The organism is Pseudomonas sp. NPDC098740 (genome assembly GCF_044760065.1).
Lineage (GTDB): Bacteria > Pseudomonadota > Gammaproteobacteria > Pseudomonadales > Pseudomonadaceae > Aquipseudomonas > Aquipseudomonas rossensis.
In genome coordinates this window covers 94,071-110,409 of the sequence record NZ_JBIWAM010000013.1, presented here as the reverse complement: position 1 = coordinate 110,409, position 16,339 = coordinate 94,071, and the positions used below count along the sequence as shown (strand labels likewise).

General features: G+C 60.0%; 15 protein-coding genes. 5 read left to right on the top strand and 10 right to left on the bottom strand.

Annotation, left to right across the window (positions count from 1 at the left end):
• Nucleotides 1–5 precede the first annotated feature (5 nt).
• The 5 genes from exbD to ACIQU2_RS17605 all read left to right on the top strand — a co-directional run bounded on the left by exbD (nt 6) and on the right by ACIQU2_RS17605 (nt 5,877).
• Complete coding sequence (exbD, locus tag ACIQU2_RS17625) at nt 6–434, top strand: TonB system transport protein ExbD (RefSeq protein WP_149630664.1); 429 nt, start codon at nt 6–8, stop codon at nt 432–434.
• Nucleotides 431–1,180: an energy transducer TonB gene (locus tag ACIQU2_RS17620; protein WP_008150128.1), complete on the top strand. Its 750-nt coding sequence runs from the start codon at nt 431–433 to the stop codon at nt 1,178–1,180. Before exbD ends, ACIQU2_RS17620 begins: the two co-directional genes overlap by 4 nt.
• 203 nt (nt 1,181–1,383) lie before the next feature.
• A complete protein-coding gene (locus tag ACIQU2_RS17615; RefSeq protein WP_008150125.1) occupies nt 1,384–2,313 on the top strand; it encodes a hydrogen peroxide-inducible genes activator in 930 nt (309 codons plus the stop codon).
• Between the two features lie 9 nt (nt 2,314–2,322).
• Entirely contained in the window at nt 2,323–4,398 is a 2,076-nt protein-coding gene (recG, locus tag ACIQU2_RS17610; protein WP_403142908.1) for an ATP-dependent DNA helicase RecG, read from the top strand.
• 78 nt (nt 4,399–4,476) lie between these two features.
• Nucleotides 4,477–5,877 carry an aminoacyl-tRNA deacylase and HDOD domain-containing protein gene (locus tag ACIQU2_RS17605; protein WP_403142905.1) on the top strand — a complete coding sequence of 467 codons (1,401 nt, stop codon included), beginning with the start codon at nt 4,477–4,479 and terminating at the stop codon, nt 5,875–5,877.
• A 98-nt stretch (nt 5,878–5,975) separates the two neighbouring features.
• Here the strand turns inward: ACIQU2_RS17605 and ACIQU2_RS17600 are convergent, their stop codons facing one another.
• The 10 genes from ACIQU2_RS17600 to ACIQU2_RS17555 form a co-directional block, all read right to left on the bottom strand.
• Nucleotides 5,976–6,365 (bottom strand): hypothetical protein, encoded by a 390-nt coding sequence (locus tag ACIQU2_RS17600; RefSeq protein ID WP_008150118.1) that lies wholly within the window; start codon nt 6,363–6,365, stop codon nt 5,976–5,978.
• 163 nt (nt 6,366–6,528) lie between these two features.
• The gene (locus ACIQU2_RS17595; protein ID WP_403142901.1) at nt 6,529–7,128 is read right to left on the bottom strand and encodes a lysozyme inhibitor LprI family protein; all 600 of its coding nucleotides are present in this window, start codon (nt 7,126–7,128) and stop codon (nt 6,529–6,531) included.
• On the bottom strand, nt 7,125–8,852 hold the full coding sequence (locus tag ACIQU2_RS17590; protein WP_403142899.1) for a tetratricopeptide repeat protein: 1,728 nt from the start codon (nt 8,850–8,852) through the stop codon (nt 7,125–7,127). The genes ACIQU2_RS17595 and ACIQU2_RS17590 overlap by 4 nt, the downstream gene beginning before the upstream one ends.
• On the bottom strand, nt 8,849–9,277 hold the full coding sequence (locus ACIQU2_RS17585; RefSeq protein ID WP_403142897.1) for a hypothetical protein: 429 nt from the start codon (nt 9,275–9,277) through the stop codon (nt 8,849–8,851). The genes ACIQU2_RS17590 and ACIQU2_RS17585 overlap by 4 nt, the downstream gene beginning before the upstream one ends.
• Nucleotides 9,278–9,301: 24 nt before the next feature.
• Nucleotides 9,302–9,784 (bottom strand): hypothetical protein, encoded by a 483-nt coding sequence (locus ACIQU2_RS17580; protein WP_403142894.1) that lies wholly within the window; start codon nt 9,782–9,784, stop codon nt 9,302–9,304.
• A gap of 23 nt (nt 9,785–9,807) precedes the next feature.
• Nucleotides 9,808–10,257, bottom strand: coding sequence for a hypothetical protein (locus ACIQU2_RS17575; protein WP_403142891.1), 450 nt, complete (start codon nt 10,255–10,257; stop codon nt 9,808–9,810).
• A complete protein-coding gene (locus ACIQU2_RS17570) occupies nt 10,258–11,628 on the bottom strand; it encodes a hypothetical protein (RefSeq protein WP_403142888.1) in 1,371 nt (456 codons plus the stop codon).
• A 24-nt stretch (nt 11,629–11,652) separates the two neighbouring features.
• Nucleotides 11,653–14,088 (bottom strand): alpha/beta hydrolase, encoded by a 2,436-nt coding sequence (locus ACIQU2_RS17565; protein WP_403142886.1) that lies wholly within the window; start codon nt 14,086–14,088, stop codon nt 11,653–11,655.
• Between the two features lie 9 nt (nt 14,089–14,097).
• Nucleotides 14,098–15,540: a TIGR01777 family oxidoreductase gene (locus tag ACIQU2_RS17560; RefSeq protein WP_403142883.1), complete on the bottom strand. Its 1,443-nt coding sequence runs from the start codon at nt 15,538–15,540 to the stop codon at nt 14,098–14,100.
• Nucleotides 15,533–16,021: a cell division protein gene (locus ACIQU2_RS17555; RefSeq protein WP_403142880.1), complete on the bottom strand. Its 489-nt coding sequence runs from the start codon at nt 16,019–16,021 to the stop codon at nt 15,533–15,535. Before ACIQU2_RS17555 ends, ACIQU2_RS17560 begins: the two co-directional genes overlap by 8 nt.
• Nucleotides 16,022–16,339 lie beyond the last annotated feature (318 nt).

Genomic DNA, 16,339 nt, shown 5'->3' with positions numbered 1-16,339 from the left:
CGGCCATGGGCCTGCATTTGAGAGAAGGCGCAGACGACGATCTGGCCGAGAACCACGAAATCAACGTCACGCCGTTCATCGACGTGATGCTGGTGCTGTTGATCATCTTCATGGTGGCGGCCCCGCTCGCCACCGTAGACATCAAGGTCGATCTGCCCGCTTCCAGCGCCAAACCGGCGCCACGACCAGAGAAACCAGTGTTCCTCAGCGTCAAGGCTGACCAACGCCTGTTCCTCGGCGAAGACGAAGTGAAGGCCGAAGCACTCGGCGCCACCCTCGACGCCAAGACCAAAGGCAAGAAAGACACGACGATCTTCTTCCAGGCCGACAAAGGCGTGGATTACGGCGACCTGATGAGCGTGATGGACAACCTGCGCTCTGCCGGTTACCTGAAGGTGGGTCTGGTCGGACTCGAGACGGCAGTCAAGAAATGATCACGACGCGCCAAAAGCTGACGCGTTACAGCGCGAGCCTGGCCGTGGTGCTGGGCGTCCATGCGCTGGCCATTGCGCTGGCGCTGAACTGGACGTCGCGCCCACCGATCGAGCTGCCGCCGCAGGCGATGATGGTCGAGTTGGCGCCGGTGCCGGCCCCACCACCGCCGGCACCGCCGAAGGTCATAACGCCGCCACAGCCACCCGCCCCGGTGGAAGAACTGCCGATACCGAAGCTGGCTGAAGTGCCGAAGGCCGAGATCGCCGTGCCGAAACCGGTCAAACCCAAGCCAAAGCCTCAACCGCCCAAGCCTGTGGAGAAAAAACCGGAACCGCCTAAAGAGAAGCCGTCCGAGGAAAAACCGAGCGACGCGCAACCGACTCAGGCGCCAACGGAGAAATCCGCTCAGCCGGCACCGGGCCCATCACCGGCGCAGCAAGCGGCCAAGGCCAGTTGGCAAGGCACCCTGCTCGCTCACTTGGCCAAGTACAAGAAGTACCCGGCCAGTGCGCAGGCGCGGGGCAAGGAAGGCATGAACCGTCTGCGCTTCGTGGTGGATGCTGAAGGTAACGTGTTGTCGTTCGAACTGGTGGGCGGTTCCGGCACTGCCGATCTGGACCGGGCCACCCTGGAAATGATCCGCCGCGCCCAGCCGCTGCCAAAGCCACCGGCTGACATGTTGACCAATGGCGCCATCGAAATCGTTGCACCGTTTGTTTACTCGCTGGAAAAACGCCGGCGCTAAAACAGACACCGCCGCTCCCACAGGGTTATCCAGCAGCAGAAAATTCCGTGATCAAGCAAATAAGGCACCCGAAAAGGTGCCTTTTGCATATCCGCCAGCGGCAAACCTGCTTTGCCCTGTGTCACTCAACACACTCAGTCTGATAACGTGCGTCTATCGATTGCAGCCGGTATGCTTGGCCCGCAACTTCATGGACGCTTGCTATGACTCTTACAGAATTACGCTACATCGTTACCCTCGCCCAAGAGCAGCACTTCGGCCACGCGGCCGAGCGTTGCCACGTCAGCCAGCCGACTCTGTCGGTGGGCGTGAAAAAGCTTGAAGACGAACTCGGTGTGCTGATTTTCGAGCGCAGCAAGAGTGCCGTGCGCCTGACCCCGGTCGGTGAAGGCATTGTCGCCCAGGCGCAGAAAGTGCTGGAACAGGCCCAAGGCATCCGCGAACTGGCCCAGGCCGGCAAGAACCAGCTGACTGCCCCGCTGAAAGTCGGCGCGATCTACACCGTCGGCCCGTACCTGTTTCCGCACCTGATTCCACAACTGCACCGGGTCGCCCCGCAGATGCCGTTGTACATCGAAGAAAACTTCACCCACGTGCTGCGCGACAAACTGCGCAACGGCGAGCTCGACGCGATCATCATCGCCCTGCCGTTCAACGAAGCCGACGTGCTGACCCTCCAGCTCTACGACGAACCGTTCTACGTCCTGATGCCGGCCCAGCACCCGTGGACCCAAAAAGAATCCATCGACGCCGCCCTGCTCAACGACAAGAGCCTGCTGCTGCTCGGCGAAGGCCACTGTTTCCGCGACCAAGTGCTGGAAGCCTGCCCGACCCTGGCCAAAGGCAACGACGGCGCCAAGCACACCACGGTGGAATCCAGCTCCCTGGAAACCATCCGCCACATGGTTGCGTCCGGCCTCGGCATCTCGATCCTGCCGCTGTCGGCGGTCGACAGCCATCACTACGCTCCCGGCGTGATCGAAGTGCGTCCACTGACGCCTCCGGTGCCGTTCCGCACCGTGGCCATCGCCTGGCGCGCAAGCTTCCCGCGGCCGAAGGCGATTGAAATCCTCGCTGACTCCATTCGCCTGTGCTCGGTGGCCAAGCCGCAAGCACCGGTGGTTGCGGCCTAAGTCGCTGCCATGACCGAGTTGTCGCAAGTGTCGGTGACGGCACTCAAGGGTGTCGGCGAAGCCATGGCCGAGAAATTGGCCAAGGTCGGCCTGGAGAATCTCCAGGACGTGCTATTCCACCTGCCGCTACGCTATCAGGACCGCACTCGCGTGGTCCCGATCGGCCATTTGCGACCGGGCCAGGACGCCGTGATCGAAGGCACCGTCAGCGGCGCCGACGTGGTCATGGGCCGTCGCCGGAGCCTGGTGGTGCGCTTGCAGGACGGCACTGGCGGGCTCAGCCTGCGTTTCTACCATTTCAGCAACGCCCAGAAAGAAGGCCTCAAACGTGGCACGCGCATTCGCTGCTACGGCGAAGCGCGGCCCGGTGCGTCAGGGCTGGAGATCTATCACCCGGAATACCGCGCCATCACCGGCGACGAGCCGCCGCCGGTGGACGAAACCCTGACCCCGGTTTACCCGCTCACCGAAGGCCTGACCCAGCAGCGCTTGCGCCAGTTGTGCATGCAGACTCTGACGATGCTCGGCCCGACCAGCCTGCCCGACTGGCTGCCGACCGAACTGGCCCGTGACTATCAATTGGCACCGCTGGCCGATGCGATCCGTTACCTGCATCACCCACCCGCCGATGCCGACGTCGACGAACTCGCCCTCGGTCATCACTGGGCGCAGCACCGTCTGGCCTTCGAAGAACTGCTGACGCATCAACTGTCCCAGCAACGCCTGCGCGAGAGCATGCGTTCCCTGCGCGCGCCGGCGATGCCAAATGCCACCCGGTTGCCGGCCCAATATCTGGCCAATCTAGGCTTCGCTCCGACCGGCGCTCAGCAACGGGTCGGCAACGAAATCGCTTACGACCTCAATCAGCACGAACCCATGTTGCGGCTGATTCAGGGCGACGTTGGCGCCGGTAAAACCGTGGTCGCTGCCCTCGCCGCACTCCAGGCCCTGGAGGCCGGTTATCAAGTGGCACTGATGGCGCCCACCGAAATCCTCGCCGAGCAGCATTTCATCACCTTCAAACGCTGGCTCGAACCGCTGGGCATTGAAGTCGCGTGGCTGGCCGGCAAGCTCAAAGGCAAGAACCGCGTGGCCGCACTGGAGCAAATCGCCAGCGGCACGCCGATGGTGGTTGGCACCCACGCGCTGTTCCAGGACGAGGTGAAATTCAAGAACCTGGCCTTGGTGATCATCGACGAACAACACCGCTTTGGCGTGCAACAGCGCCTGGCATTGCGGCAGAAAGGTGTTGGCGGGCGGATGTGTCCGCACCAGCTGATCATGACCGCCACACCGATTCCGCGGACACTGGCCATGAGCGCCTACGCCGACCTCGACACCTCGATCCTCGACGAACTGCCGCCCGGTCGAACCCCGGTGAACACCGTGCTGATCACCGATACCCGGCGCGTCGAAGTCATTGAGCGGGTGCGCGGCGCTTGTGCCGAAGGGCGTCAGGCCTATTGGGTGTGCACGCTGATCGAAGAGTCGGAAGAGCTGACCTGCCAGGCCGCCGAAACCACCTACGAAGATCTCACCGCCGCCCTCGGCGAGTTGAAGGTCGGGCTGATCCACGGTCGCATGAAGCCCGTCGAGAAAGCCGCGGTCATGGCCGAATTCAAGGCCGGCAACCTGCAACTGCTGGTCGCCACCACGGTGATTGAAGTCGGCGTCGACGTGCCCAACGCCAGCCTGATGATCATCGAAAACCCCGAACGCCTCGGCCTCGCGCAGCTACACCAGTTACGCGGTCGAGTCGGTCGAGGCAGCGCCGCCAGCCATTGCGTGCTGCTTTACCATCCGCCGCTGTCACAGATCGGTCGTCAGCGACTGGGCATCATGCGCGAAACCAACGACGGTTTTGTCATCGCCGAAAAAGACCTCGAGCTGCGCGGCCCCGGTGAAATGCTCGGCACGCGTCAGACCGGCCTGCTGCAATTTAAGGTCGCTGACCTGATGCGCGACGCCGATCTGCTGCCCGCCGTGCGCGACGCCGCCCAGGCGCTGCTGGAGCGCTGGCCGGATCACGTCAGCCCGCTGCTCGACCGCTGGCTACGTCATGGGCAGCAATACGGCCAAGTGTGAGCATCGTCGCAGTTTCTGAGCCACCGTTCTGAGCAAGCTGGTTATACTCCTGCCATTGTTTTAAAACGGATACAGACCATGACCGAAGTTGCCCTCGCACCCGCCACCCCGCACGCTCCGTCGGTTATTCGGCTGATGCTGGGCAAACTGGGTATCGCCCACGAAGAAGTCCTCGACCATCACGGCCTGAACGCCGCACGCAAAGTGCAGGCTGTTCTGCTCGATGACGCCGTGGGCACGCTCATGGTGCTGTTCCCGCAGAACCAATTGCTGGACCTCAATAGCCTCGCCGAACTGACGGGCCGCCGCCTCACCGCCGTGTCGACCGAACGCCTGGTAAAAATGCTCGGCAAACACAACCTGAGCCTGCTGCCTGGCATGCCGGCGCTCACCAGTTCACCGTGTTTGTATGAAGAAAGCCTGCTGCGCGAGCCGAAGTTGCTGATCAACTCGGGTGAGCCCGGCGTGCTGCTGGAAGTCACCAGTGAAGACTTCAAGACCATGCTGACCAAGTCCAGCGCCGCCAACTTCGGCGAAGCCCTGACCAGCATCCGTCCGAACCTCGACCGCCCTCACGATGACCGCGAGGAAATCACCCAGGCCGTTCAAGCGTTCACCGCGCGGCGCATCCAGCAGCGCCTGGAAGAGACCATCGAGATTCCGCCGCTGGCCGAGACCGCGCAGAAAATCATCAAACTGCGCGTCGACCCCAACGCCACCATTGACGACATCACCGGCGTCGTCGAAACCGACCCGGCCCTGGCCGCACAAGTCGTGAGCTGGGCAGCGTCGCCGTACTACGCCTCGCCGGGCAAGATTCGTTCAGTGGAAGACGCCATCGTGCGGGTGCTGGGTTTCGACCTGGTGATCAACCTGGCGCTGGGCCTGGCCCTGGGAAAAACCCTGAGCCTGCCCAAAGACCATCCGCAACACACCACGCCGTACTGGCAGCAATCAATCTACACCGCCGCCGTCATCGAAGGCCTGACCCGCGCCATGCCCCGCGCCCAGCGCCCGGAAGCCGGCCTGACCTACCTCGCCGGCCTGCTGCACAACTTCGGCTACTTGCTGCTGGCCCACGTCTTCCCGCCACACTTCTCGCTGATCTGCCGCCACCTGGAGGTCAACCCGCACCTGTGCCACAGCTATGTCGAGCAACACTTGCTGGGCATCAGCCGTGAACAGATCGGCTCGTGGCTGATGCGCTACTGGGACATGCCCGAAGAACTGGCCACCGCGCTTCGCTTCCAGCACGACCCGGGCTACGACGGCGCGTATGCCGAGTACCCGAACCTTGTGTGCCTGGCGGTGCGTTTGTTGCGTAGCCGTGGCGTCGGCTCCGGGCCGGATGAAGACATTCCCGACGCCCTGCTCGAACGCGTAGGCCTTACGCGTGACAAGGCCAACGATGTGGTCAGCAAAGTGCTTGAAGCTGAAGTGCTGCTGCGCGAACTGGCTTCGCAATTCACCCAGGCCTAAAAGCATCGCGGGCAAGCCACGCTCCCACAAGGATCACCTAAATCCTGTGGGAGCGTGGCTTGCCCGCGATGAATCCAACTCGGTCTAACTGACAGACCTCAAGCCTTGGCTTTAGCCTTCGCCTTCCTCGGCTTCAAATACTTGGTCAACCCCTGAAACCAGATCACCAGCGCCGGGTTGCCCTTGATCTGAATCGACTTGTCCTGAATCCCCGTCATAAACGCCAACTGCTTGTTCTTCGCCTGCATCGTGGCAAAGCCATACGCCGCGTCTTTAAAGGCAATCGCAAACGCAGGTTCGGCATATACGCCGGACTTGCTGGTGATGCGCTGATCCTTCACAAAGAAATGCCGCGCCACTTTCCCGTCCAGGGTCTGTAATTGGAATACAAGCTCCTTGTCACCCAACTGCTGCTGAAACGCAGGATTAGTCCGACTGGCCTTACCCATCAACAAACCCAGCATCCACAGAAGAAAACGAAATTTCATGCGTACAGCCTCAAAAGGAAAATGAACGGCCGGAGCAGTGTAGCGGCTTCAGACGATAACGACACTATTGGCTTGTGTTTGCAGAAGATGATGCAGTTTTTGGCGTCAATGACTACCAAGTCACGCTTTTCAACTGACGAAGCAACGCCTATTTAGCCCACGTTCAACGATTGATGGGCAACTGAAAACGCATGCGCTGCCCACAGAACTCCAGATCTTCTCGAAACAGACCGAGGGCCATTTCACAGTGGCCATCCACGTAATGCTGCCAAATCGGGTCAACCAACGCCTCGCCTCCCAACCGTTCCGCCGCTGCCTCCAGCGTCATGGCGTTGTCTTTGCCCACCATCGCCTGCATCGCGTTGTAGAAACCATCGTTGGTCATCCCCGTCTGCAAATACATCAATTCGCTCAGCCGGCCATTGGTGGTGTGCAGCAGGCAGGACCACTTTTTGAGTGCCGCCTCCTCACCGTCCCCGGCTTTTTGATAGAGCGTTTCGCAGTATCCCTCCTTGAACCTCACCCAACTGCGCTGAACATCCACCAACAATTGCTTGTCGTCCGGGGACAAGCTGGCCAGCGCTTTTTTGTATTGAGCATTCAATGCCACGTCGAGTGAATCGAAAGTCTGCTGGCTGCACATCAGCAAATCAGGCGTTTCCAAACTGTCGAGATTGCAGTTGGGCTGGGCGAAAACCGGGGCCATGGCCGCAGCCAGGACCACGCCCGCGAAAATCAAAAACAGCTTCTTGCGTTCGTTCACTCCACCACTCCATTGCTACGCTCAGCCACTCGCGCGGGAATCTTCGATACCTTGCCCGCGTCGGTCATCAACGAGGCGTACCGCTTGTAAGCCTGCGCCGCCGGCGCTTTATTGTTCAGGCCCCAGTAACTGTCTGCGAGGTTCAGATAGGCCACGGTTCGGGTGGGGTTTCTGGCAATTACCGCGTTCAACAGCTCAGTGGACTCTGCGTAATAGCCGGTTTCACCGAATAGAAACCCCAGGTCGTTGGACCAGCCCGGCGATTGGGCGAAGTCATACTTTTGCGCGATGTAGCTGTCCGGATAACAGTGACCGCTGCCTCCATCCATCAGGAAATTCGCCATCACCGTCGAAACGGCCTCGGTCTGCCCTTTTCGATACAGCGCCAACGCCTTGTCGAGCTGTTCCACGACGTCAGTCATCATTAATTTTTTGTAATCGCTGGCAGCTTTAATGCGCAAGTCAGACAACTGCTCAAACACTTTGCGTCCATCGAAAAACGCCAAAGACATTTCACCGATCAGGCTTTTGGGTACTTCTTCGACACTGACAACCGAGTGATCACAGAACTCGTTGTTGACGACCTGTAATACATTTTTCAGCTCAAACTGCCTGGAGCTTTTGTTGTAGCGAAACACCAGGTTGAAGTTATAAACGGCGTTATCTTCTTCGCTGCTGACCAGCACAAGGGCGTTTCCGGCTTCGGCAGAAGACTGCTTGACCGACACGGACTCGCCTTGCATATCGATGACCTTCAGCACGCCAGCCGGGTTGTTGATTATGTTGACGCTGAAGATATCGCTCATGGCCGACGAGTATTGGCTCTTGATCAACGGCAATGCCTTGGAGGTATCCAGCAGGATGTCGTCACCGGTGCCGTGTTCAGGTGTGATCTGCAGGCGGCGGAAGTCTGCCCCAGCATCACCGGACAGCACAGACACGTTTTGACGGGATGCATCACCCAATAAACTGGCCTGTTGCTGTTTGATCACCGTTGGCTGATGGGCGCTGGAACTCGGCTGCGCGACCTCTCCCGTACTCAGCGAAACTGTTTCTTTCAAGGGAAGCGCGCAGCCGGACTCACACGCCATCTTCAGAAACTCGGGCTCGTCAGTCCCCTCGAACACATAAGTTGCCGCGCCATTGCGTTGCCCGTCGCTGTACACCGGGACACTGACCGCCAACGAACCGGTGGACGAAGATGCAGGGGGTTGATCCGCAACCGTTACCACGCTGGCTTCAACGTCCTTGCAAAGGGTGTTGATGGCGGAATCCAGAAGCCCCTGCCCCGCGCCAGCAACCAACTTCGCATTGGCCGGACGGCAGTCATAGCCATGCCAGTACGGGCCAATCTGTGTAGAGATATCCAAGGAAAAAATATAGATATGGTTCAGGACGATCTCTTTACCGTCATAGCTGAAAACCACCCAACGGCGCGATTTAGCCGAAGAGTAATTCTCACTGTCCAGGATGTACTGCCTTCCGGATCGGTACAGCGCGTTGGTAAACATCGCGCCGGTATATTCCGCGTCGTCGAACAGTCGCTTTCCTGAGCTGGCATCTAAAATATAGCCGTCTGCATTCAAGGCAACGGCACAACTGCCGGGCGTCTTGCCGTAAGGCTCACAGATCGTTGCGTGTGGAAAAACAAACTCAGCGGCGCCAGCGCCAAAACTCAATAGCGCCATCAGGAACATTGAAATCTTCAAGGTATACAGCTTCACCACTGACACCCCTTCTCGGTAGAAGACTCAATCTGCGGGTGATGCTCAAACCCATAGTGTTTCTTGCTTTTGGCATTGGTGTACGCCATGCCGTAAATCAGCGCCCCTTGACGGACCATGACATATTCGCCCGTCACTGCGCCGCCAACGACCTCGACCCACGTGGTGGTAGTGGTGGATTGAAAAGGTCGGCCGTCGGACATTACTTCTTGCTCGGTACTTTTGAATACCAGCGGGATCGACTCTTTGGACGTCCCATACTTGACCCCCGCCCCGCTCCACTTGGCGACCTGATCACTGTAGATCCTGAACTCCAACTTTATGTCCTTGCCTTCCTGGGATCGAAAACAGGAAATTTCCGTTTCCACTTCACTGTGAGCGAATGCGGGGAAGGCCAACAACATCAGCATCACTAACTTTTTCAAAGACAACTCCCTTTGCCAAATCGCTTATGAATCGGTGATTTTCAACAGCCGGAATTCGTTGTTCACAAACTCGTAATAGCGAGTTCGGTCGCGGTTCTTCAGCCGTTTACCCTTCATGTCTTCTTCGGTATTGGCGGTGATGCCGGAGACGATGATCAAGTTGCTGTCGGGCTGGTAAGACAGCGTCAGCAAGTTGCCGTAGTAGGCATTGGGCAGACCCGTCGCGACCTCGCCCGTCTGCGCGTCCAGCACCTCGACACACATCGTGCTGCCACCACAGCCCACCCTGTGCAGAACGTAGTGCCCGGCGAAATTGACCTTGCCGGCGAGGGCTTGTGCTCGCGCTTCATCCATCCATTGGTTGCTGTTTTCCTGGGGCGCCAGGGCATGGTTTGAACCAGCAAACACTTCGGTGACGGCGAAGTCCGTGAAGGATGGATCGGCGGCGAAAGATAATGAGGCTGAACCGGCCAGGATGCAGCCCAATAAAATCGACAGTCCTTTCATGTTGTAACTCCTGAGCAAACCGATTATTCCCATTGGCAGCCTTTCTCCAAAGAGACTTCGGTGGCTGTATAAAAAAACCCGTATTCCTTGCCACTCGACTTATTCGTGTAGCTCATCGAAACGATCATCCCACCCTGGCTCACCATTTCGTATGTACCCGTCACCTTTCCCTCAAGCACTTCAGTCCATATTCTTGTGAGCTCCCATGGCCTATCCGGGCTCACTTCTTCAGATTGGCTGTCGGTTAAAACCAGAGGAATCGGCACACCGGATGACGCGTATTTAACAAAGCCACCCTCCAACTTGTTCGTAGTGTCGTAGTAGGTTCGAAGCTCGAATTTCACCGGGCTCCCGTCACCCATTTCAAAACACAGATTCTCCGACACAACCTCGCAGTGAGCCGTCAACGGCAGCACGCCAATCACCAACAGCAGCAATCTTTTCACTTCAAATCCCTTGAAATAACCCGCCATTCAAATCGAGAAATCCTGCACTTCATCCAGTCCCCAACACCCATCAAAACTGAACCGGTACAGGACTTGATAACCCGTATCCGGCTTTTGCAGTTTCACCGTCGCCGACGTGTCGCTCTTGTCCGTGATCTGTAGCGTCAGCCCTTGGGTCTCGCGCGTCTTCGCCTCGGGGATCAGCGGGAATACCAGTTCACTGCGATCCAGCAACGTGCTGACCTGCTTTGGTTCAGGCTCGGCATCCACCGTAATCAGCTTCTTCATCGGGACACGGGTGAATGCCTGTTGAATGGCTGGGCTTTCCCGATAGTCGGCGAAAACCGCTTCGAAATCCTTCGAGGGGCAGGCCAACGCCTGGGCGTGCTCGGCAGGTTCCGGCATCAGGCATGGCTTGGCCGGGTCAACCTGTATGCCTTGAGCGCTCAATTGCTCTGCGGTGGTGCGCGAATCTTCCAGCCCCATGTTGGCCGCCGCCAGGTAACAGGCCAGTGCTCGTTGCGAATCCTGAATGCCCAGCGTGCCACGTTGAAAGGCACTGCCAAGGTTGCTGAGCGCATAGGGCGCACCTTGCGCGGCAGACCTTTTCAGCGCTGCCAGGGATTTTGCAGGGTCGGCGCAAGGGCGAGGGTCGCCATACTCGCCTTCGTCGCAATAAAACCCGGCAAGCGCATGACTGGCCTGCGCGAGCGTTCGGGAACCCTGGCTCAAAAGCTCGAGGATTTTGCTGTTGTCCAGGCGCGGCGCCTGTCCCGAGAGGCTGACTGACGCGGCGGCATAGGCAGCCTGGTCGTTACCCTGGGCGGCACCGTCCAGGTAACTGTCCAGGGACGAAACATACAATTGCACATCGGCCGGATAACCCGACTCGTTCGTCAGCGCGTCATACAGTGCGCCTCTCTTGAGGGCGCGAGCACCCGGCGCAGCGCGCAGCTCCCCTTGTTGCGCGGACAGCACCTTTTCCAGTGACCAGTCTTCGACCCGCACCAGTTTCCAGCAGTCGCCGAACTTGAACGTGAAGACCTTCAGCACCTCGCCTTTGCGGTCGCGGACGAATACATAGTTGGGCAACTGAACCTCCAGGCTCAGCCCGGATTTGGCGATGTAGTCCGCAGACAGTTCGGCCAATGATCGCGGCACCAGTGTCGGCACCTGCCGTTGCACCACCCGGGGTTTCGACCCGGTGGAGACAACCGACAACTCCATCACCGGCGAAGCGACAAAGGCTGGCTGAGTGTCCGCATTCGTCGTGAACGCGGTGATGAACTCCGCAAACTGGGTGCTTGGGCACTGCGCAGCACCCGGCTCTATCGCGAACGCAGCCGACGACATCACTAGCGCCAACAACGCCAGACACCCACGTTTCAAACCCGCCACAAGAGAATTCCTTTTCATCAAAAGCTACTTCACCAACGTCAATTCACCATCGCGATACAACACCTCACACCCCAGCCACGCCACATCGACTTGAGGCAGCACCGCCGAAGGTTTACGCAACTCACGCAACAAGGTCGAGCCGTGGGACAAGCGCCCGCCCATTCGCGCGATCACTGCTCGGGCGCTTTGGTAATGCGCGTGGCGGCCTGGGTCGAGTGTGTCTTCGAGCAAGATGTCGTCGCCCAGAATGCCTTGCACCTGCCCCGGATAAATCATGAAACCCGTCGCTTGCTCGGTGCCTTCGCGGCCGTCCTGCCAGAAGCTGCCGTCGCGGGCCCGAATGTCTGGATGCGGTGCAAACCAATGCGCTCGATCAGCCATCGGCATGGCGTGGTGCAGGCGGAAGAACACCCGCATCAGGTTGTCGCGGTACCACTCGCGCACTTGCAGGTAGTAACCGCGTAGGCCCGGCAGACCGGTCGAATGGGCCACACGGATAAGCCCCGACCATTGGGGGAAGGCCTGTAACGGCAGATCAGTTGGGGCCGGGCGTGGCGTGGCTGGATCGGTTTCCCAGGGCAGACGATGCGGGCTGTGTTCAAGGTCGTCATAAGCCGTCGGCGGCCGGCCCAGCAGGTCGCCGCCACTGCTCGCCAGCGAGGTGGCGATACACAAGTTGCCTTGCACCACGAACACATAGAACCGGGTGAACCAGTCGGCCAGTTGTTGGCCGTCGGCGCCTTGGGCGATCAGCTCGGACAGTTCTTCGTCGAAGCAGCGCAAACGCTTTTCCAACGTCAGCAAATGCCCGCGCGCGATACGCTGCATACGAAGGAACAGTGGCAGCGATCGCATTAGACGAAGCGGTCGCCATCGCAGATGCGGGGTCGCGCCGCCGACTTCACCAGCGTAGCTGCTGGCAGAGATTCCCCAGTCGGCCAATCGGGCGAGAAACAGATCATTATTGATGTACGACGCGCCGCCAAACACCGCGGTGAACGGCTCGTTATCCTGCAACACCCGCGAATCCCAACGCGCCATGATCGCCGGAATACTCGCCGCCGCACGTCGCTGGGCGTACTCCACGAAAACGCTTGGTTGTGGCGGCAGGATTTCGGCGATGTTGGCGGCCGTCAGGTGACGACGCCAGCCGTAGTCGCTGATCGGCCGGTATTGCAACAGCCACAGTTGCGTACCGTCCCAGGCCCATTCAACGTCGCCAGGCACGTAGTGAAAGACCCGCAAAACGTCTTGTAGAAAGCGCCACAGCAGGTCAGCGGTCAAACCGTGTGAAGGCTTGAAAGTGTCGCTGCTCCAGGAGTCGCCAAGGCGGGAAATGATTGCGCGCTCGGGACTCACCTGACCGTCAGCCAGCGACTCGAGATGCCCTTCCACCCATTCCAGTTCCACCGACAGGTGCCGCACGAAAGCGATCCCGGACAGCTGCGGTGTGATGAAGCGCTGCACCACCACTTCTTCAACACCCGCCGCGCTCAACTCGGCAATACGCGCCGGCACGTTGTGCGTTGGTTCACGCAGGAATGTGGTGCTCAAACCGGCATTCGCCGCATCGGCCTGATCCTCACCATAGCTGGAGGAACGCACCGCCCACGTGGCGCCCGGTTGGCTGGCGAGAAACGCCGACAAACGCGGATCGTAGCAATCGTTGAGTGACAGCGCTGGCGGCACCGCTTGCCCGGCCAACTCGGCCAGACGCAACCGCCCACCCTTAGTGTGAGCAACGAATCCGCGCTCGCCCGACTCCAGCCACCCGGCGAATTCGGCCGGCGAGTCGATCCACGGGTAATGCCCCCAACCGGTTTTCAAGCAGATGCTCAGATCAGCACGGGCCAGAATCGCCGACCAAGCGGCAGCCTGCGCGATGCCCAGCACGTTGTCCTGATCCCCCCAGACCAACTCGACCGGGTCGGTGATCCACTCCAACAGCGGCAACGCGGTGTCGGCGCGCACCAGGTCCCAGTGCGGCACAAACGCGCGGCAACGTGCATACCCGGCACCCATGCGCTGGTACTGCGCGGGCGTCCAGGTCAGGTTGGAAAACTTGTGCGCAAACAGCGCGGGCTTGTTCGACAGCAGCCAGTGAATGGTCTTGCGAATGGGCAGCGGCGACATCAACGCCGGCAGCCGTCGTTGCCACAGAAACGCCCCGACCGGCGCCAACAAAACACTGCGGCAAAAGTGGCCGGGCTGGCGTTGCAGCGCATGCAACACCAGCAACGCATTCACCCCGACCGCCATGATCGCGCTGCCTTTGACGGTCGCGGTCAACAACGCCTGGGCGTAAGCGCTGAGGTCTTCGCACGGTGCCCGTGGATTGCTGCCGAAGCCCGGCAGTTCCAGCGGCACCACCTGATAGCACTGAAAATGCGGCAATGCGTCATCCCACCAATCGGCGGCACCACCGTTGCCGGCCAGCAGGTACATCAAGGGCTTGCTCATGGGTGGTCCTCAGGCCAGATCGCGCAGGGCAGCGTCGAGGGTCGGGTAACGGAACGTATAACCCGCCTCAGTCAGGCGGCTGGGCACCACGCGCTGACCGTCGAAGAACAACTGCGCCATTTCGCCGGCCAGTGCGCGTACCGGCGTGGCCGGGATGTGGAACCACACCGGGCGCTTCAAGGCCTTGCCGACACGCTCGGCGAACACCGCCTGACTGACCGCGTCCGGCGCCACCAGATTGTAGGTGCCGCTCAGATTGTCGTCGGCGAATGCACGGGCGATCACTTGAATCACATCGTCGCGGTGCACCCAACTCATGATCTGTTGGCCATCGCCCATCCGCCCGCCGACCCCCAGGCGAAACGGAATCAGCAACGGCAACAACGCGCCGCCCGGGCCGAACACCACACCCAGACGCAGCACCACCTGACGCACGCCCAACTCAGTGGCCGGTTGCGCGGCGGCTTCCCACTTGGCACACAACTCAGCCATGAACCCGTCGCCCTTGCTGGCGCGTTCATCAAGGCTTTCGCTGGCATCGCGCACGCCGTAAAAACCGATGGCCGAGGCTTGAACCCACAGCGCCGGTTTATGCCGCGCGTTCTTCAGCCAGCTCATCAATGCTTCAGTGGTGTTGATCCGACTGGCGATCAGTTGCGCCTGGCGCTTGGCATTCCAGCGCGGCCCCGCCACCGGCGCACCCGCCAGATTGATCACCACGTCGAAGGTTTCGTTGTAGCCCAGTTTGCTCAACGAACGCAGGCACCGGGCGCGACCGTCAAACAGGTACGCCGCTTTCAACGGATCGCGAGCCAGCACACTGACCGTGTGGCCGGCGTCGAGCAACTGATTGACCAGCACTTCACCGATAAACCCGGTGCCACCGGTCACCAGCACGCGCTTATAAGCGCCGCCCGCGAACGGGTTCGACGGTTTGCCTTCGCGCTGCATGCGCAACGCCGCCAACCCGTCGCGAATACCCGAGGCCGTCACGCCGACAGCGAACAGCGTCAGCAACCAGCCACGCCAGCCGAAATCAATCGCGGTCAGGCCCGTCGGCAGGCTCGCCCACTGCGCCAGTTGCGTGCCGTACAACGCGAAAAACGCCCCGCCGTTCACCGCCAACACGGTGTGCATGATGCGTTCGATGGCCGGCAGTTTGCGGCTGCGATCTTCGACCACGAAGTCCCACAGCGTCAGGCCGATCTCCAGCGCGAACAGCAACGCAATCACAATCGCCCACGTGCCCTGAAACGCCAGATGCGCCATGCCCAAAAACAGAATCCCGTAGAAACACGAACGCAGCGCATGGATCGACAACTCCAGCCGTGCGCTGTGCCGATAGGGCAACGCGACAGTGAGTTCGTGGTGATAGAGGGTATCCAGCGCCCCAAGAATGGCCTGGGCAATCAGCAGCGCGACCGCCCAATCCAGGAGAGAAAAATCAGGCATGGTTGGCGTCACTCGGTGTGTTGTTTGACGGGTTTGCGCGACGGTCGTGGCGGTAGAGCCAGAACAGCGGCGGCAGTAAGGTGAGCAGTGCGAAGCTGTCGAACCACAGGTGTGACCAGACGCGAGCCTGGGCGGAGATCCACATGTCTTGCGGCGCCCACAGCACGATGCCGGCGATCAACCAGCCCCACGCCATGGGACTTCTCAGTCGATGGCCGATGCGCACGAGGGCGAGCATGTAGAGGGAGTAGCTTTGCAGCGTGGCGCCGAATAAGGCGAGCCACCAGACTTGTTGGGCACGGGCGGCGATGGGTACGGCGTCGGTTGCCCAGAAGGCTTGTTCGATGGTTTGTAGGTAGCCGTCGAGCAATCCCGAATGGCCAGCCCAGGTCAGGACGAGGCTGACGAGCAGATGCACCAGGGCGGCGGCGTACAGCCAAACCACCAGCGCAGAACGAAGGGTATTAGAGGGGACTGACATTCCGTGTCCTGAGCGCTTCCTTGAGGGTGGCAAGTCTAAAGGAAAAGGAGGCGGGTTTATTGATTAATGGACGATGCCGGCGCGAAATAAATCCGCCCTCCCACTGACGAAATAACCCTCCTGTAGGAACTGCCGAAGGCTGCGATCTTTTGATCTTAATCCCCTCAATCCTCTCGGACATTTCCTTCAACACGCCGGGCTTTCCGTGAACTAGGCAGTCTTCGGTATCACCGATAGTCTCTGGTGGTCGCCGCAAATCGGTGACACGGATGTGCAAGTCCGTAACCGGGAGAGAATTTATTAACTCCGAGGATTTAC